The following is a 19,119-nucleotide window of genomic DNA, read 5'->3' as shown; positions in this document are numbered from 1 at the left end:
TTTGTTGATTTTTTTTGTCCGCATCACACAATATTTGTAATTTGGCACATAACAAACTCCAAATAAAAAGAGAAAAATGAGCACACTTACTTTTGCCGAAAAAATAGCGCAGGCAGAGAATTTTCTTCCAATAAATGGAACAGATTATATAGAATTTTATGTAGGAAACGCTAAACAAGCAGCCCATTATTACAAAACTGCTTTCGGTTTTCAGAGCGTAGCTTATGCAGGACCAGAAACTGGCGTAAGAGACAGAGCTTCTTATGTAGTGCAACAAGGTAAAATAAGATTGGTACTTACCTCAGGTTTATCTTCAGATTCACCAATTTGTGAGCACCAAAGAAAACATGGTGATGGAGTGAAAATTCTTGCACTTTGGGTAGATGATGCCTACAAAGCATTCGAAGAAACCACAAATCGTGGCGCAAAACCTTACATGGAACCCAAAACGCTAAAAGATGAATTCGGGGAAGTAAAAATGTCTGGAATTTATACTTACGGCGAAACCGTTCACATGTTCATCGAAAGAAAAAATTACAACGGCCCATTTATGCCAGGATACGAAAAATGGGAATCAGATTATAATCCTTCAGATTGTGGATTGCTTTATGTAGACCATTGCGTAGGAAATGTAGGTTGGGACAGAATGATTCCTGTAGTAAAATGGTACGAAGAAGTAATGGGATTTGTAAATATTTTAAGTTTTGACGATAAGCAAATTAACACCGAATATTCTGCACTCATGTCAAAAGTAATGAGCAACGGAAACGGATTTGCTAAATTCCCTATTAATGAACCAGCAGAAGGAAAGAAAAAATCTCAGGTAGAAGAATATCTAGATTTCTACGAAGGAGAAGGAGTTCAGCACATTGCAGTAGCGACTAAAGACATCATAAAAACGGTAACAGAATTGAAAGCGAGAGGAGTAGAATTCCTTTCAGCACCACCAGAAGCTTACTACGAAATGGTTCCAGAAAGAGTGGGAACAATAGACGAAGACATTAAAAAACTTCAAGATTTAGGAATTCTAATCGACTGTGACGAAGAAGGTTATCTTTTACAAATTTTTACAAAACCTGTAGAAGACCGCCCTACTCTTTTCTACGAAATTATAGAAAGACATGGTGCGCAAAGCTTCGGAGCTGGTAATTTCAAAGCATTATTTGAAGCCTTAGAAAGAGAACAAGCCAGAAGAGGCAACCTTTAAAAAAATATACTTTTAAAACTTTTTGAATTTATTTCAAATCATAAATATTGCCCGAAATTCTTTTATTTTCGGGCTTTTTTATATCTTTAAAACAAATTTTAAGACATGAAATCTTTTATAAATTATCCACAAAATTCAGATTTTTCTATTCATAATATTCCTTTTGGTGTAGCGGTTTTTAACAGAGAATACATCGCTTGTTGTACCAGAATTGGCGATTTGGTGATAGACCTCGCTACTTTATACGATTACGGATTTTTTGACGAAATAGAAGGGTTAAATGAAAACGTTTTCGAAGCGTATACGCTCAATGAATTTATAGAACTCGGAAAACCGGTAACCAATGCTGTTCGTTTAAAAATTCAAGAACTTTTATTAGAAAGTTCATCGCTGTCTCATGACGAAAAAACCATAGAAGAATGTTTCTATGATTTAGATAAAGTACAAATGATGATGCCACTTCACGTACAGAATTACACTGATTTTTACAGCAGTATAGAACACGCTACCAATGTGGGAAAAATGTTTCGTGACCCTGCAAATGCATTGCTCCCGAATTGGAAACATTTACCGGTAGGTTATCACGGTCGCGCTTCTTCTATCGTGGTTTCGGGAATTAATTTTCACAGACCAAAAGGTCAAATGAAACCTGCAGATGCAGAAAAACCAATTTTCGGTGCTTCAAAACAATTAGATTTTGAGTTAGAAATGGCTTTTGTATTGAATAAAAATACAGAAATTGGCGAAAGCATTTCTACCCAAAAAGCCGAAGATGCGATTTTCGGAATGGTGATTTTCAACGACTGGAGTGCAAGAGACATTCAGAGTTGGGAATATGTTCCTCTTGGTCCGTTTTTAGGGAAAAATTTCTGTTCTTCTATTTCACCTTGGGTGGTGACTTTAGAAGCATTAGAACCCTTTAGAACTGCATCACCAAAACAAGAACCTGAAGTTTTAGATTATCTGAAATTTGAAGGAGATAAAAATTTCGACATCAACTTAGAAGTGTATTTACAGCCAGAAAACGGCGAAGAAAACTTGATTTGCCAAAGCAATTACAAATACATGTACTGGAATATGACTCAACAATTGGCACATCACACCATCAATGGTTGTAATGTGGAAGTTGGCGATTTATATGCTTCAGGAACGATTTCTGGAAGTGAACCGAATAGTTTTGGTTCAATGCTAGAATTGACTTGGCGCGGACAAAATCCGCTGAAACTTTCAGATGGAACTGAAAGAAAATTTATAGAAGACCACGACACCATCATTATGAGAGGTTTCTCTGAAAAAAACGGAATAAGAGTAGGTTTCGGAGAAGTGAGAGGAAAAGTTTTGCCAGCAAAATAAAAAATTTAACACATAAGTCACATCAGATTAAGAAAAATGATTGAAAATAATTAGAACACATGAGGCTTCGAAAAAGATATTTTCAAAGTGAAAAAATAAATGATTTACATTTAATGTCATTAACAAAGTGAAAAATTTAACACATAAGTCACATCAGATTAAGAAAAATGATTGAAAATAATTAGAACACATGAGGCTTTGAAAACGATATTTTCAAAATAAAAAAAAATAATTTTTCAATTAAATTTAACACGAAAAGTAAAATTTTAACACATAAGTCACATCAGATATACATAAATAATTGAGAATATGTAGAACACATGAGGATTTGAAAACGATATTTTCAAAGTGAAAAAAAATAAAAAAAACTAAAATGCTAATAACCCAAAAAATAATAAATGAACTCACCTATAACATTATTGGTGCTTGTATAGAAGTTCACAAATTAGTAGGCCCCGGTTTGTATGAAGCAGTATATCATAAATGCCTTGAAAAAGAATTTATTTTAAGAAATATCAGTTTCAAATCAGAGTTAGAAATTCCTTTTAATTATAAAGGAGAACAAATTGATTGCAAATTAAAATGTGATTTTTTAATTGAAAATTTAATCGTATTAGAATTAAAATCCGTGAATGACATTCATAATATTCATAAGGCACAAACCATGAATTATATGAACTTATTACAAGTTCCTAAAGCTATATTAGTTAATTTTAATGTTTACAATTTATATAACGAAGGAACGGAAACTTTTGTTAGTAGAAATTTTGAAAATTTACCTAGATGAAAATCTTTGATTTTCAACTCATGTGCTCTAAATATTTTCAAAAAAACTAAACTCTAATATGACTAATGTGTTAAAATAGAAATTAATAGAAATGAAAACAATCCATCCATCAGAATTGTCGCCTATGCAAGTGCAAATGATTTTGCAAACGGCTGTTGCTCCAAGACCTATTGCATTGGCTTCTACCATAGACAAAAACGGAAATGTGAATCTTTCGCCGTTTAGTTTTTTTAATTTATTCAGTTCTAATCCTCCGATTCTGATTTTTTCTCCAGCGAGAAGAGTTCGAGATAATTCTACAAAAGACACGCTTCATAATGTGCTAGAAGTTCCAGAAGTGGTGATCGGAAATGTGAATTTTGACATGGTTCAGCAAGTTTCACTTTCATCTACAGAATATGAAACGGGTGTAGATGAATTTATTAAATCTGGATTAACTAAAAAACCAGCAGAATTGGTAAAACCACCACTCATTGCAGAATCACCAGTGAATTTTGAATGCAAAGTCATCGAAGTAAAACCACTTGGAAACGAAGGTGGCGCTGGAAATTTAGTCATCTGCGAAGTTTTAAAAATTCATATTAAAGAAGAGTTTTTAAATGAAGAAGGAAACCTAGATCAGAAAAAACTAGATTTGGTTTCTAGATTGGGCGGAAATTGGTACGGAAGAACAACTGCAGAAACACTGTTCGAAGTTCCAAAACCATTGGTTACCAAAGGAATTGGCTTTGATCAATTGCCTTCAGAAATTAAACATTCAAGCATTTTTACAGGAAATGATTTAGGAATGTTGGCGAATGTAGAACAACTCCCAGAAGGAAATTTCTCCGCAGATGAAAATTTACATCTAGAAGCGCAAAAACTGCTTTTAGAAGGCAAAATAGAGGAAGCTTGGAAAGTTTTAACTCAATAAAAATTATGAAAAAAATAATAGCACTACTTACGATTTTATTATTACAAAGTTGTATTGTAAATATTAAACAAGATTATAATGGATATAGCAGAAATTTAGTTTTTGAACAAAATAAAAAATGGCTCATCAATAATATCTATACAGATTTAAATTCTTATGATAGAGATGAACTGAATAAGAAAATTTTTGAAAAATTCAATGAATTATCAAAAGGAAACTCATACACTTTAGAAAAGGCAAGAAGCGAAAATTTAATAGCTGGTAAAATATCTTTTTCTCCTGAAATAGAAGAAATTGAACAACTCAAAAACGCTACAGATTTTGATTATTTAGTAAACATTTATACTAAAAAAGTGAGGAATAATCTTTCATTAATAGAGCCTACTGAACAAACAAGATATGCAAGTAATGAAGCTTTTGCAATCATAGAAGTTTATGACATCAAAAAAATGAAAAAGATTTATTTGCAAAAAGCAAGTTCTTTACAAACTCGCGAAGAAAAAACAAAAGGGCCAAGTTTTCATTATACTTCAGAGACTTTATCTAAAAAGAATTTGAAGAAAATAATTAAAGACATTGAAAAAAATGCCATTTTAAAAAATTAATTGACTCTAACTTCGCCAAAGTTTTAAACTTTGGCGAAGTTTTTTATTTCAAAAATTTAATACAATCATTCACTACAGCATTCAGCAAAGTAGGTAATTTAAAATCTAACCAAGGTTCTTTGGCTCCGAAAGTATGATTGCCTTTTTCCACCAGAATTAATTCTGAGTTTCCTGCCCAAGAATGTAAATTTTTGGCAGCAGAAAACGGAACTGCTTCATCTTCTGAACCGTGAATAATTAAGAAATTTCCTTTAAAATTTTTAGCAGCATTTTCTACAGAAAATCTATCTTCGTTTGCTAAGTAATCTTCTAAAAACTTAATATGATGAGGCATTTGTTGCTTGGTTCGGCTGTTGTAATTGTAATAAACGCCTTGATTTTTCCATTCTTCTAATTTTTCACCAACGGGAAATCTATTCAGCGTGTTTACACTTGCTAATGTGATGAGGTTTTTGATTTTATAATTTTCAGAGGCAGAAACAATGGAAATACCGCCACCTCTAGAATGTCCGATTAAGGTTATATTTTCTGCATCTACTCGATTATCTTGGCTAAAATATTCTATTACGAAATTTAAATCGCTCAATTCCTTAGAATAATTATTTTGTGCGAAACTTTCTAAATCTGCAAAATCACTTGGATGCTCAAGCGAAGTTCCATTGTGCGAGAAATTAAATTTTACGAAATAAAATCCGTTTTTAGCAAACTTTTCCGCCATCAAATTCCAAGCGCCCCAATCTTTATAACCTTTGTAACCATGAGCAAAAATTACGAGTGGTAATTTCCCTTCTTTTTCTGAAACAAAAGCATCTACCAAAAAAGATTTGGTTGCAGGATTTTCTAAAACGATATTTTTTTCTACGGTAAATTTCATAGTTGTAAATTTATAAAAATAAGAAGCAACACCTCGTCAAAATTTTGTCAAATTTTGCCACCCCTCTAAAAGAGGGGAACAAAAAACCACCGAAAATTCGGTGGTTTCTGATTATTCTAATCTTTTATTTTTTATGATTTCTAGATTTTTGACGGTTCCAACTGGCGCTATTTTTATGTTTTTATTCCCTTTTGAAAAATAAAAATAATAGACACTATTGTTATCGACCAAGTGAACTACTTCTGATTCTCCAGAGTTATAATTGAGTTTATAATTATATTTTAAATCACCTTCCATGGCATTATTTGCTTCGAATCTACCTTCTGCAAAACCTATTCCCACAAAAAAGGAAGCCATTGTAAAAATCATAATACTTGCTACTTTTTGGTAAAAATCATGGATGGTAAAATCTTCTTTGCGCTTATTTTTACCCATGAAATTTTGGAATAATTTTTCATTTTTTGAATTGTAAACATACTTTAGAAAACCGTAATAGCTTCCAATAAACACAATGAATAATACAAAAATCAGTGGATGAGACATTAAATCTGCAATGGGACTCAAAAGAACGTCCATCAAGGTGGAATATTTCAAAATATTAATCCCCAATTGAAAAAAATGAATACTCTCTTTAATAATTCCAAGAATGACTAAATATAAATACCCTAAAGGCAAATACGTTTGAAGATTTTCAAGATTTTTCATGAGAGAATTCTTTTTTTTAATATTTCAAATATAATTTTTTTCGTCAGAATAAAAAAACCGCCGAAATTTCGGTGGTTTTATAGCCCTGATTGAGAGGTATGTTTGAGCTCTTTTTGCGGCGGCTTCGCCGCCGCAGAAAAAAGCGAGTAGCGAAAGCAGGATGAAGCTTCTCAATCCCTACTTTATACTTTTACCAGATTTTAATTCTGTCTTCTGGTTTTTTGTAATGTTTGTCTCCTTCTTTTACTCCAAATGCTTTATACCAAGCTTCTGTGTTTACCAGCGGACCAAATGCTCTGTACATTCCTGGAGAATGCGAATCTGTTTTCACTTGGTTGATGTAGAATTTCTCAGTTCCTTTGGTTCTCCAAACAGTTGCCCAACTTAAGAAAAATCTTTGATTTTGGTCAAATCCACTGATTTTACCTGGATTTCCTTTGTCTTTAAGATACATTTGAAGTGCATCAAAAGCAATATTTACACCACCTAAATCTGCAATATTTTCGCCCATGGTAAATTTACCGTTTACGAAACTTCCTTTTACCGGTTCGTAAGCAGAATATTGAGCATCTAACTTCGCAGTAGCGGCTTCAAATTTCTTTCTGTCTTCGTCTGTCCACCAATTGTTAAGATTTCCATCTCCGTCAAATCTAGAACCACCATCGTCAAATCCGTGAGAAATTTCGTGACCGATTACCGCTCCAATTCCTCCAAAATTTACTGCAGGATCTGCTTTGAAATCAAAGAAAGGCGCTTGTAAAATTCCAGCAGGGAAAACGATTTCGTTATTAGAAGCACTGTAATATGCGTTTACGGTTTGAGGAGTCATTCCCCATTTAGTTTTATCTACTTTTTTACCAATTTTTTCTAAATTTTTCTCATAATTCCAAGTCGTGATGTTTTGTCTGTTTTGGAAATATGAATCTGGACTTACCGTTAATTTAGAATAATCTTCCCACTTATCTGGATAAGCGATTTTCACTTTGAATTTTGATAATTTATCCAATGCTTTCACTTTAGTCTCATCACTCATCCAATCAAGGTTTGAAATATGGTCATGGTAAGCTTTTTTAAGATAATCTACCATGGTTACCATTTCTTCTTTTGCTTCTGCAGGAAAATATTTTTCTACATATAATTTACCAAAAGCTTCACCCAAAATACCATTTACTACTTCTAGTCCACGCTTGTTCATAGCACGTTGTTCTTTTTGACCTTGAAGGAATTTTCCGTAGAAATCAAAACGCATATCGTCTAGTTTTTTGTCTAAAACTCCTGCGTTTCCAGAAAGCATGTGGTATTTCATGTAATCTTTTAACAATGGAAGATTCGCTTCGTTTACGAAAGCATCAAAGTTTTTAAAATATCCTAGTTCACCAAGAATTACTCTATCGGTTTTTACGCCAACTTGATTTAAATATCCTGCTAAATCTACATTTTTAACCAAACCAGAAAGTTCTGAAACAGTTTTAGGATTGTAACGCTTATTGGCATCTCTTCCTTCTTCGTTGGTTAATAAAGTTTTAGCCAATCTCTTTTCTAAATCTACAATTTTAGCTGCAGTTTCATTTGCATTTTGATACCCCAAAACAGTCAACATGCTCGAAACATATTTGGTGTATTCTGCAAGAGTTTTGGTATTGGCTTCGTTTTCTTTTTGATAGTAATCTTTTCCTAAACCTAAAGCTGGACCGCCAAGATAAATTGCATTATCATTAGACGCTTTAAGGTCTGCTCCTACTCTCCACATGTAGAAAATATTATCTCCATTTGGTGTAGCTTCTACTAAATATTTTTGTAAATCTGCTACCGTTTTTATCGCGTCAATTTTTGCTAAATCTGCTTTAATTGGGTTAATTCCGTTTGCATTTCTCTTGTCCCAATTCATGAAAGAAGAGTATAAATCTTGAATTTTTTTGCCTTCAGTTCCTTCTGCATATTTCTCTGTCAAAATATTATTCAAAATGGCTAAAGAGTTTTCGTCTGTTTTCTCACGAAGTTCATTAAAACTTCCCCAACTTGCTTTGTCCGAAGGAATTTCTACTGTTTTTACCCAGTTTCCGTTTACATAAGTGAAGAAATCATCTTGTGGACGAACTGAAGTATCCATAAATTGAAGAGCAATTCCGTTTTCTGGTAATTGTTTTTGTGATGCACATGAACTTACTGTAAGCACAGCAGCTGCAGCCATCACTAGAAAAGGTTCCTTTTTCATATGAAGTTATTTATTATTTTTTTTAAAGGTCATATGCAATCGCTGAACATTCTTTGATGTTTGTATTTTTCAGCACGGCGATTACTTATATAGTTCATTATTAATTGTTCAAATTTAATAAAATCATCAGTTTTATTATGATTAGTTGATAAAAATTTGAATTTGTTTCAATAGACTTCATAAATAATAAAAAACCACAGAAAATTCTGTGGTTTTGAGGTTTTTATGTTGAGAAAAATTTGGTTTCTTACCAGATTTTAATTCTTTCTTCTGGTTTTTTATAATGTTGGTCACCTTCTTTCACTTCGAATGCGTTGTAGAATGCTTCTACATTTACCAACGGACCAAAAGCTCTGTATAAACCTGGTGAATGCGGATCTGTTTTCACCTGATTAATCATGTATTTTTCTGTAGATTTAGTTCTCCAAATGGTTCCCCAACTTAAGAAAAATCTTTGATCTTGGTTGTAACCACTGATTAATCCTGGATTTCCTTTGTCTTTAAGGTACATTTGTAGTGCGTCATAAGCAATAGCAACTCCACCTAAATCTGCAATATTTTCGCCATTGGTAAATAAACCATTTACGAAAGTTCCTTTTACTGGCTCATATTTGCTGTATTGTTCTGCTAATTTTTTAGTCGCTTCTTCGAAGTTCTTTTTATCAGCATCAGTCCACCAATTTTTAAGGTTTCCATCTCCATCGAACATCGCACCAGAATCATCAAAACCGTGAGAAATTTCGTGACCAATTACCGCTCCGATTCCTCCAAAATTCACGGCAGGATCTGCTTTGAAATCAAAGAAAGGCGCTTGTAAAATCGCAGCTGGAAAAACGATTTCGTTATTTACTGGGTTGTAGTAAGCATTTACCGTTTGAGGAGTCATTCCCCACTCTTTTTTGTCGACTTTCTTTCCTACTTTATCTAATTCTTTTTGATAAGCCCAATCTGCTACGTTTTTAAGATTTCCGTATAATGTTCCACCTTCGTTTTTAGAAAGCACTTGTAATTTAGAATAGTCTTTCCACTCATCTGGATAACCTACTTTTACCGTGAATTTTGATAATTTATCTAAAGCTTTCGTTTTGGTTTCATCACTCATCCAAGAAAGATTAGAAATATGCTGAACGTAAGATTTTTTAAGATAATCAATTAAAGTTATCATTTCTGCTTTTGCTTCGGCAGTAAAATATTTATCTACATATAATTTCCCGAAAGCTTCACCAAGAACACCATTAATGGTAGAAAGTGCACGTTTGTTCATCGCGCGTTGTTCTTTTTGTCCACTCAAAGTTCTTCCGTAGAAATCAAACTGTAAATCGTCTAATTTTTGGTCTAAAACAGAAGCGCTTCCGTTCAATAATTTCACTTTTAAGAAATCTTTGATGAATGGTAAATTTTTAGCATTCAAAAATTTATCTAAATTTTTATAATACTCTAATTCACCGATGATTACTCTGTCTGTATTTACACCAGCGTTTTTAAGATAAGATGGTAAATCTACATTTTTCACTAAAGATTTTAACTCTGACAACGTCTTCGGATTGTATTGAAGATTAGAATCTCTAATTTTTTCATTAGGGATTAAAGTTTGAGCGGCAGTTTTTTCAAAGTCAACTACTTTTTGGGCAGCAACTTCAGGATTTTTATAACCTAAAACTGTATATAATTTGGTTAAATAATCTTTGTATTGACCGATGGTTTTAGTGTTTTCTTCATTATCTTTTTGATAATAATCTCTTCCTAAACCAAGGTTTACATCTCCCATGTAAACTGCATTATCCGTAGAATTTTTAAGGTCTGCATAAACTCCCCATCCATAAAATGGATTATCTCCAGTTTTGGTAGCTTCTACTAAATATTTTTGTAAATCTGCCATGGTTTTAATGGCATCAATTTTCGCTAAATCACCTTTAATAGGAGCAATTCCGTCTGCATTACGCTTATCCATATCCATGTAAGTAGCATAAATATCCTGAATTTTTTGACCTTCAGTTCCTTTAGCATAAGTTTCTTTCAATAAATTGTCTAAAATTTTAAGAGAATTAAGGTCAGTTTTCTCTCTTAATTCATTGAAACTTCCCCAGCTTGCTTTATCCGCAGGAATCTGAGCCGTTTTCATCCAAGTTCCGTTTACATAGTTGTAAAAATCGTCTTGCGGACGAACAGATTTGTCCATCAGTTCAATGGCAATTCCGTTTTCTGGAAGTTCTGCTGGTTTTAATTCTTCGATTGGAGCAGATGTAGGTTCTGTAGTTGCTTGTTTCTGAGTGCCACAAGAATCTAAAATGAGCATTCCTGAAAAAGCCAACACAGCGATTGATATTTTTTTCATGTATATATGATTAATTAATGATGAATAAGTACAAATTTATAAGAAATTGTTACGTTTTAAAATCAAAAAAGCCAAAGTTTAAAACTCTGGCTTCGATTTATTTATTTGAAAGTGATCTTTCCGCCTAAAACATTTTTGGTATTTCTGTCTTTTGGAGAACCATAGACGTCTATATTTCCGCCTGCTCTAGTTGTGGCATTAAGGATTTTAGAGGCATTTACTTCTGCAAATCCACCTGCATTTGCAGTGATGGTAACGGTTTCAGAATCTAAATCTCTCCCGTAAAATTGTGCGCCAGAATTCACCAAAACATCTTGAATTTCGGCAGTTCCAGACACATTAATAATTCCACCAGAATTGGCTTTAGAGTTTAATAAATTCACGTCCACCTGTAAATTTAGCGTAGAACCTTCGTTGGAAGTAATGCTGAGCATTTTGCTATCAATAGTTACATCAGAAGTGATTTTAGAACCTTGACTAGCTTGAATTTCGTTTATATCTTCATAAAAAACAGTCACTTCAGCTTTGTCGCCTTGCATAAGCTTAGTAGGAATCATTCTGATTTTGAGTTCCCCATTTTTATTGACAATTTCCACATCTGGATCATCACCTTTTACCTGAATTTTATTTTCGCTGGATTTTACAAGGGTTACACTAATTCTATCATAAACCTTTACTGCGCTGAAATCTCCAAAATTTTTGGAAGTTTGCGAATAAGCTACCTGAACCAAAAGAACTAGGAAACTAAAAATTATTTTTTTCATAAATAGATATTTATTTTTTTAAGGTCTTATGGAATCGCTGAACATTCATTGATGTTTGATTTTTTTTTTCATCATGGCGATTTCATTCTATATTATTTTAAAGATATAACAATTGTTTGCGCCATTTTATTACATGAGAAAGGCGATTTTTAAAGATTTTCTTGAATTAAAATTTGAATTAAATCCTGCAAAACTTTCTGCGAAACAAAATTCATAAAATCTTTACGCTCTAAATGAGGAAGATACAATCTGAAAGTCTTTTCAAAATCTTTTACTCTTATCGAATAAAAAACAGTGCCGATTTCTGAATTAAATTCATCTGAATTAGGTCCTGCAACTCCAGTGGTAGAAAGTGCAACATCCGTTTTAAATAATTGCTGGCAACCCAAACTCATCGCTTCAGCAACTTCTGCAGAAACCACCCTTTTTTCTTGAATTAAATCTTGTGAAACACCTAAAATTTCCGTTTTTTTCTGCGTTTGATACGTGCAAATTCCACCTAAAAAGTAATTAGAACTTCCAGAAACACTTGTAATTAAGTGTGATAATTCTCCACCAGTACTACTTTCGGCGGTAGAAATCGTCAAGTTTCTAGAAATTAAAAAATCGTGTAAGATTTCTTCTATTTTATCACCATTTTCAGAAATAATATGTGCTTTCAGCAATGGTCTTATTTTAGAAATCTCTTCTTCTAATTGATTTTCTAAAACGTCTAAATCCTTTCCTGAAGCCGTTAATTTCAACTTCACTCTATTGGCGATTGGCAAATACGAAAGTGAAAAATTTTCAGGCAAATTCAGCTCCCATTCTTCTAAAGCATCAGACAATAAACTTTCTGGATAATTCACCACAGAAACGGTTCTAATTTTCAAAAAATTAGATTCAAATTCTTTTTGTAAGTAAGGAATAATTTGGTCTTTCACTAGAGGTTTCACTTCATAAGGAACACCGGGAAGACAAATCGCTATTTTGCCGTTATCTTCTACCATCAAACTCGGTGCAGTTCCGTTGTGATTTTGGAAAACTTTAGCTTTTGAAAGAATCATGGCTTGTTCTCTGTTTCTTTCGATGATTTCTAACCTTCCAATGCGTTCTAATCTGGTTTTCAGATGCTGAAAAGTTTCTTCATCATAAACGATTTCATCATTGAAAAATTCACAAAAAGCTTTCTTGGTTTTATCATCTTTAGTCGGGCCAAGTCCGCCTGTTGTAATCACCAAATCAGTCAATTGAAAGGCAGATTGTAATGTATTTTTAATAATTTCTATTTCATCTGAAATGGTAAAAATCTGCGAAACAGAAATCCCAATTTTTGATAATTCTTTTGCAATAAAATTAGAGTTAGTATCTACTGTAGTTCCAGACAGAACCTCGTTTCCTATCGTAATAAGGACAGCGTTTTTCATAAAAATTTCGAGTTTCGAGTTCCGAGTTCCGAGTTACCAAATGCGAATCTCATAACTCGAATCCCGTAACTCAATTAATGAATATGTTTTTCTGCATGATAAGAACTTCTCACCAAAGGTGAACTTTCTACATGACGGAAACCTAACTGTTCTGCGAAAATTCTGTATTCTTCGAATTCTTCTAGCTCTACGAAACGTTTTACTGGCAAATGTTTTTTAGTTGGCTGAAGATATTGCCCAATCGTAATTACATCTACATTCGCATTTCTCACATCCTGAATGGTTTCAAAAACTTCTTCTTTCGTTTCGCCCAAACCGAGCATAATTCCTGTTTTGGTACGGTTTTGTCCCGCTTCTTTTAAATATCTTAAAACTTCTAAAGAACGCTCGTACTTCGCCTGAATTCTCACTTCTCTGGTTAATCTTTTTACGGTTTCCATATTGTGAGAAATCACTTCTGGCGCTACTTCTACCAATCTATCAATGTGTTTATGAATTCCTTGAAAATCTGGAATCAACGTTTCCATAGTCGTTCCCGGAGAAATTCTGCGCACTGCATTTACTGTTTCTGCCCAAATTATAGAACCCATGTCTTTCAAATCGTCTCTATCAACCGAAGTCAAAACGGCGTGTTTTATTTTCATTAATTTGATTGAACGTGCTACTTTTTCGGGTTCATCCCAATTTACATCAAGCGGTTTTCCTGTTTTTACACCACAGAATCCACAACTTCTGGTACAGATATTTCCCAAAATCATAAAAGTGGCGGTTCCTTCTCCCCAACATTCTCCCATGTTAGGACAAGAACCACTTTGACAAATGGTGTTCAGTTTATATTTATCAACCAATGTTCTGAGTTCTCTGTAATTTTTTCCTGTAGGAAGTTTTACTCGAATCCATTTTGGTTTATTGGTAGTGGTATCTTGAATTTGATTTTCCATAAATATCTAAAATTTTTCTCGCAGATTAAGCTGATTCGGCTGATTTTCATCTGCTCAATCTGGTATAATCAGCGAGAGATTTTACTCGTTTTCGTTTAACAATTCTGCCAAAACTTTTTTGGCTCTCATAATTCTTACTTTGGTATTGGCAACAGAAAGATTGAGTTCTTCTGCAATTTCTTTGATGGTTTTTTCTTCAAAAAATCTCAAATGGATAATTTTTTGATAATTGTGATCCATTTTGGCAACTGCATCAATGATTTTTTTCTCTTCCTGCACAGAAATCATAATTTCTTCAGGAGATTTTTCGAATTGATTTTTAAAATCCTGAAAACCGTCCATTGTTTCTTCGGTTTCTCGATTTTTTTTACGCCAATAATCAATTACTGTGTTTTGAGCGATGGTAAGAACCCAAGTTTTGAACTGAAAATTCTCATCATACAAATCTAATTTTGCCAATACTTTAGAAAACACCGAAACCGTCAATTCATCTGCGGCGTTTTCATCATGAACTTTTTTCATCACAAAAGAAAAAACGTCTGTCCAAAATTGATTAATCAGTTTCGTTTGTGCTTTCTGATTCTTCTCTTTAGCCAAAAAGATGAGCTGTAAAAGTTCTGGTTTTTCCATTGCAAATGCAAAGATAAGGATTTTGTAAGAGCCAAATAAAAAGAGCCAAGTAAAAAATGATTAGATTTTGTCTATAAGATTTATGACGCGAGCATTTCGATAAGCTCAATATAAACTTCACGAGCGTCGGTTATTTTCAAAGTTGAAAACGTAAAATTTTCTAGTTTAAAAATCGTTCCATAGGAACGATATTTGTGTAATAGAAATTATTTTGTATTGGCTGTTGCGTTCCGTAGGAACGTTATGTCTTAATAATGCTAAAAAACATTGCGTTCCTACGGAACGCTTTAATTTTGTTAGTAATTTTTTATTACACACATTTGGTTCCTCTGGAACCGTTTTTTAATTTTTCTGGCGCGAGCATTTCGATAAGCTCAATATAAACTTCACGAGCGTCGATTGTTCTCAAATTAATTAAACCTTCAAGGATTTAAAATCCTGGAAGGTTTGAATAAACAAACTTTAAGAAAATTGAAAAGAAAAACTGCCCGTGAATTTTAGCCACGATTGGAGCATTGTTTGAGCTCTTTTAATTTTTTTGAGGATTGAGCGTTGGCAAAAAAAATTAAAAAGCGAGTGCGGAAAGCGTGTCTGAAAGTGAATAAATACAGAACCGTGTGCTCATAAAATTACACCCAAGATTCCTGAATAGCTTTTGCAATAAGCTCTGGAACTGTTTCACAACCAGATTTTGCAAGAATGTTTTTTCGGTGTGTATCTACTGTATACTTTGAAATATGTAATTTTTGTGAGATTTCTTTTGAACTTTTGCCTAGTACAACGAGTTCGAGTATCTGTTTTTCTCTAGAAGTGAAAATTTCATCAGAAGGAATAAAAATAAGCCTATCTACAGCAACATTATAATACGAAGGCTCTCCTTCTAATCCTAAAAAAGAAAGTCCCGAGGGTTTATTATCTCTTTTTAAATATGAAATATCGGTATGAACTCCTAAAGTTCTTATCACCGCTCCATTTTCATCACTCTGAATGGTTACAACTTGTTGAAGAATCCATTTATAGTTCCCAAAAAAATCTTTTAAACGATAATCATAAGTTACTTTATACTTGAGTACTTTTTCTGGAGGCAATTGCTCAAAAAATTTCGTAACAGCATGCTCATGTTCTATAAATCGTTTTCTATCTTGAGGATGAATATTTTCAAAAATATATTCTGCAGTAATGGGTTCAGAAACACCTAAAACATCCTTAACTTCTTCGCTCATCCATTCTATAGTTGCAGTAGCAGCATTGAAAATATAGTAATAGTAATGCCCAAAATGAAACAAATTAAACATTTTTTTATATACTTCAAGCTCAAAATTAGAACCGTCTAAACCATCATGAAATTTTGAAATTTTATTCCAAGTTTTTCTCATGACATCAAATTTAATTATTTCTTTTGCCATAGTCGTGATGTATAAAAACTTTAAATTATATATTCGAAATTAAAAATGAAACCCAATCACCATTTCAATAAAAAACATAATAATTAATCAATATAAAAACAATAAACTTAATATAAATATAATAAAATTGTCTTATTAGTGAAAAATTAATTATAAAAATACCTACTATTAGGTATTTTTTTTTGAAATCAAAACAGCCAACTTTGTGAAAATTATATCTTAATTCTACTTAATTCTCATTTTTCTATCAAAATAAAACAACAAGTATGAAAATCCTCAATTCCTTAAAACTATCACTTGCGTTATACTTAATAATTACCTGTTTACAAAATTGTGCTGTGCCACAAAACAGTGTGAACCAAAGAAGTAATTATTTAAATATGCTCAATGAGCAAATGAAAAACAACTCTAACAAAAACAATCCTAACAATTCATCTGGAAGTGCTGCAGGACCAGTAAGAACAAATTAAATTACTTAGAAATAAAAAAACATTTAAACAAAAGACTATGAAGAAAATTATTTTTTTTAAAATTGCTTTTAGCATACTCGTTTTTTCGCTGATTCTCCACAATTGTGGCGCAAAAAAAATGACTAGTATTATTCAAGTAGACCTAGCTCCAGCAGTTACTCCAGATGCTAAGGAACTTACAAGAGTAACTGATGATAATTTACAAAATTTCTTTCCAGTTCTTAGTCCAGACGGAAAAAAATTACTATACCACACGATAGACCCTAGCCAAACTGGCTCTAAAAGATCTCACATAGATCTTAAAACTATTGGCACACAAGGAACTACTCCACTACTTACAGAAGGTTGCATGTTCCCCTCTTGGATGGCAGACAGTAAAGGATTCTACTTTACTTATGCTGTACCTTCTAAACCAGTAATTGCAAAATCCAGAATTGACCAAGGAGGAATAAATTATGTGTCTGCTAATTCTAATGGTGATGATGATTATTCTGCTTCTTTTTTAAAAGCAACTAATAAAATATTATTTAGCACTAAAATAGGAACAGACTATCAACTTTGCACTATGGATCCTAGCGGATTAAATTTTACGTTATTAGGAGCTGGAGATTCTCCGAATCCACACCCAAATAATAAAGAGTTCCTCTTTAGTAAAAAAGTGGGTAACTTTTCTCAAATTTTCATCTACAATCTGGAAACTGGTCAGCAAACTCAACTAACTAGTGGAGATTTTGATTATGTTCATCCTAAATACGCGCCAGACGGAAAATGGATTGTATTCAGTAAACGAGAAAAAAATAAATCAGGAACACAAATCTCATCTCATATCTTCTTGATGGATGTAAATGGAGGAAATGTAAAACAACTTACCACAGGAAATACCTGGAATGCTACACCATCTTTTGGAGTTGATGGATCTATCTATTTCAGTTCAAATGCTGGAAATAGCGATACAAAAAGAAGTTGGGATAATTTTGACATTTGGAGACTTATTCCAAATCTTTAAAATATTTTCATATCAAATCACAAATCCTACATTTTCACAATGTGGGATTTTTATTTAATTAAGAATTTAAAATCTAAAAAACTTCCAACTTCCTACTTCGCGCAAATTTCCTATCTTTGCCATTCAAAATTTTTAAGAAAATGAACGCTTTTATTGAAGAACTAAAATGGCGCGGTTTGTACGCTGATATGATGCCCGGAACGGATGAACAACTGAATAAGGAAATGACGACTGCTTATATTGGTTTTGATCCTACCGCAGATTCACTTCACATTGGGAGTTTAATTCCGATAAAAGTTTTGGCACATTTTCAGCAACACGGTCATAAACCTATTGCTCTGGTTGGTGGTGCAACAGGTATGATTGGCGACCCTTCTGGTAAATCTTCGGAGAGAAATTTATTAGACGAAGCTACGCTTAATCATTATGTAGATTGTATAAAAGGGCAACTTTCCAGATTTTTAAATTTTGAAGGAAACGAACCAAATAAAGCGGAATTGGTAAACAATTACGATTGGATGAAAACCTTTACCTTTCTGGATTTCGTGCGTGATATAGGGAAGCACCTTACCGTAAATTATATGATGGCGAAAGATTCTGTGAAAAAACGTTTCTCTGGCGAAGCTGGAGTTGACGGAATGAGTTTTACAGAATTTACCTACCAATTATTACAAGGTTACGACTTCTTACATTTATACAAAAATAACGGTGTAAAACTACAAATGGGAGGTTCTGATCAATGGGGAAACATTACCACAGGTACAGAATTAATCCGTAGAAAAGCACAAGGTGAAGCTTATGCATTAACTGTTCCGTTGATTACAAAAGCTGATGGTTCTAAATTCGGGAAATCTGAAGCGGGAGAAAATTATTGGTTAGACGCCAAAAGAACTTCTCCGTATAAATTTTACCAATTTTGGTTAAATTCTTCTGATGTAGATGCTGAAAGATTCATTAAATACTATACTTTCTTACCAAAAGAAGAAATAGAAGCTTTGGTTGAAGAACACCAAACTGCTCCACACGAGAGAAAATTGCAGAAAAAATTAGCTGAAGAAGTTACAGTTTGGGTTCATGGAAAAGCAGAATACGAAAAGGCATTAAAAGCCTCTGAAATTCTTTTCGGAAGAAGTACTGCCGAAGATTTGGTAAGCTTAGACGAAGAATTATTCTTACAGATTTTTGATGGAGTTCCGCAAGCTGAAGTAGCAAAATCAAACGTTTTAGGAAGCAACATTATCGATTTATTATCAGAAAAATCTGGTTTCCTAAAATCTAAAGGCGAAGCAAAACGCGAATTACAAGGAAATGCTATTTCTGTAAACAAAGAAAAAGTAAAAGACGATTTCGTAGCTGCCGAAAAAGATTTAATTGACGGTAAATTTTTACTCCTTCAAAAAGGTAAAAAACAATATTTTATTGTAAAAGCGGTCTAAAATTAAATTTACAACGCTTTGCATAGTTAAATAAATTATAAAACACGCTCTAGAGCGTGTTTTTTG

17 protein-coding genes are annotated in these 19,119 nt (G+C 33.0%); 8 read left to right on the top strand and 9 right to left on the bottom strand.

Annotated features, from left to right (window positions below; all coding sequences use genetic code 11):
- The first annotated feature begins 76 nt into the window (after positions 1–76).
- The 5 genes from hppD to C3729_RS05775 all read left to right on the top strand — a co-directional run bounded on the left by hppD (position 77) and on the right by C3729_RS05775 (position 4,865).
- Positions 77–1,207: a 4-hydroxyphenylpyruvate dioxygenase gene (hppD, locus tag C3729_RS05795; RefSeq protein ID WP_104793295.1), complete on the top strand. Its 1,131-nt coding sequence runs from the start codon at positions 77–79 to the stop codon at positions 1,205–1,207.
- Positions 1,208–1,312: 105 nt separating this feature from the next.
- Entirely contained in the window at positions 1,313–2,560 is a 1,248-nt protein-coding gene (fahA, locus tag C3729_RS05790) for a fumarylacetoacetase (RefSeq protein ID WP_104793294.1), read from the top strand.
- A gap of 373 nt (positions 2,561–2,933) precedes the next feature.
- Complete coding sequence (locus C3729_RS05785; protein ID WP_104793293.1) at positions 2,934–3,347, top strand: GxxExxY protein; 414 nt, start codon at positions 2,934–2,936, stop codon at positions 3,345–3,347.
- A gap of 91 nt (positions 3,348–3,438) precedes the next feature.
- Entirely contained in the window at positions 3,439–4,260 is an 822-nt protein-coding gene (locus C3729_RS05780; protein ID WP_104793292.1) for a flavin reductase family protein, read from the top strand.
- A 5-nt stretch (positions 4,261–4,265) separates the two neighbouring features.
- On the top strand, positions 4,266–4,865 hold the full coding sequence (locus tag C3729_RS05775; RefSeq protein ID WP_104793291.1) for a hypothetical protein: 600 nt from the start codon (positions 4,266–4,268) through the stop codon (positions 4,863–4,865).
- Positions 4,866–4,908: 43 nt separating this feature from the next.
- On the opposite strand, the gene C3729_RS05770 is transcribed toward C3729_RS05775, so the two are convergent.
- The 9 genes from C3729_RS05770 to C3729_RS05730 form a co-directional block, all read right to left on the bottom strand.
- Complete coding sequence (locus C3729_RS05770; protein WP_104793290.1) at positions 4,909–5,739, bottom strand: alpha/beta hydrolase family protein; 831 nt, start codon at positions 5,737–5,739, stop codon at positions 4,909–4,911.
- 111 nt (positions 5,740–5,850) lie between these two features.
- The gene (locus C3729_RS05765) at positions 5,851–6,444 is read right to left on the bottom strand and encodes a hypothetical protein (protein WP_104793289.1); all 594 of its coding nucleotides are present in this window, start codon (positions 6,442–6,444) and stop codon (positions 5,851–5,853) included.
- Positions 6,445–6,634: 190 nt separating this feature from the next.
- Entirely contained in the window at positions 6,635–8,635 is a 2,001-nt protein-coding gene (locus C3729_RS05760; RefSeq protein WP_260204492.1) for a M13 family metallopeptidase, read from the bottom strand.
- Positions 8,636–8,906: 271 nt separating this feature from the next.
- A complete protein-coding gene (locus tag C3729_RS05755; RefSeq protein ID WP_104793287.1) occupies positions 8,907–10,994 on the bottom strand; it encodes a M13 family metallopeptidase in 2,088 nt (695 codons plus the stop codon).
- 101 nt (positions 10,995–11,095) lie between these two features.
- Positions 11,096–11,758 carry a head GIN domain-containing protein gene (locus C3729_RS05750; RefSeq protein ID WP_104793286.1) on the bottom strand — a complete coding sequence of 221 codons (663 nt, stop codon included), beginning with the start codon at positions 11,756–11,758 and terminating at the stop codon, positions 11,096–11,098.
- 149 nt (positions 11,759–11,907) lie between these two features.
- Entirely contained in the window at positions 11,908–13,164 is a 1,257-nt protein-coding gene (locus tag C3729_RS05745) for a CinA family nicotinamide mononucleotide deamidase-related protein (protein WP_104793285.1), read from the bottom strand.
- Between the two features lie 74 nt (positions 13,165–13,238).
- A complete protein-coding gene (gene lipA / locus C3729_RS05740; RefSeq protein ID WP_069797157.1) occupies positions 13,239–14,105 on the bottom strand; it encodes a lipoyl synthase in 867 nt (288 codons plus the stop codon).
- Positions 14,106–14,186: 81 nt separating this feature from the next.
- Positions 14,187–14,735, bottom strand: a complete 549-nt coding sequence (locus C3729_RS05735; RefSeq protein WP_104793284.1) for an RNA polymerase sigma factor — start codon at positions 14,733–14,735, stop codon at positions 14,187–14,189.
- Positions 14,736–15,364: 629 nt separating this feature from the next.
- The gene (locus C3729_RS05730) at positions 15,365–16,141 is read right to left on the bottom strand and encodes a LuxR C-terminal-related transcriptional regulator (protein ID WP_104793283.1); all 777 of its coding nucleotides are present in this window, start codon (positions 16,139–16,141) and stop codon (positions 15,365–15,367) included.
- A gap of 338 nt (positions 16,142–16,479) precedes the next feature.
- Here C3729_RS05730 and C3729_RS13360 point away from each other — a divergent pair, with 338 nt between their 5' ends.
- The 3 genes from C3729_RS13360 (at position 16,480) to tyrS (ending at position 19,053) form a co-directional block, all read left to right on the top strand.
- Positions 16,480–16,611, top strand: coding sequence for a hypothetical protein (locus C3729_RS13360; protein WP_260204479.1), 132 nt, complete (start codon positions 16,480–16,482; stop codon positions 16,609–16,611).
- A gap of 118 nt (positions 16,612–16,729) precedes the next feature.
- Positions 16,730–17,617 carry a DPP IV N-terminal domain-containing protein gene (locus C3729_RS05720; RefSeq protein WP_165785729.1) on the top strand — a complete coding sequence of 296 codons (888 nt, stop codon included), beginning with the start codon at positions 16,730–16,732 and terminating at the stop codon, positions 17,615–17,617.
- A 140-nt stretch (positions 17,618–17,757) separates the two neighbouring features.
- On the top strand, positions 17,758–19,053 hold the full coding sequence (tyrS, locus tag C3729_RS05715; RefSeq protein ID WP_104793280.1) for a tyrosine--tRNA ligase: 1,296 nt from the start codon (positions 17,758–17,760) through the stop codon (positions 19,051–19,053).
- Positions 19,054–19,119 lie beyond the last annotated feature (66 nt).

The organism is Cloacibacterium normanense (genome assembly GCF_002943105.1).
GTDB lineage: Bacteria > Bacteroidota > Bacteroidia > Flavobacteriales > Weeksellaceae > Cloacibacterium.
The sequence above is the reverse complement of the archived record's forward strand: the minus strand, read 5'-3'. Positions and strand labels throughout refer to the sequence as shown.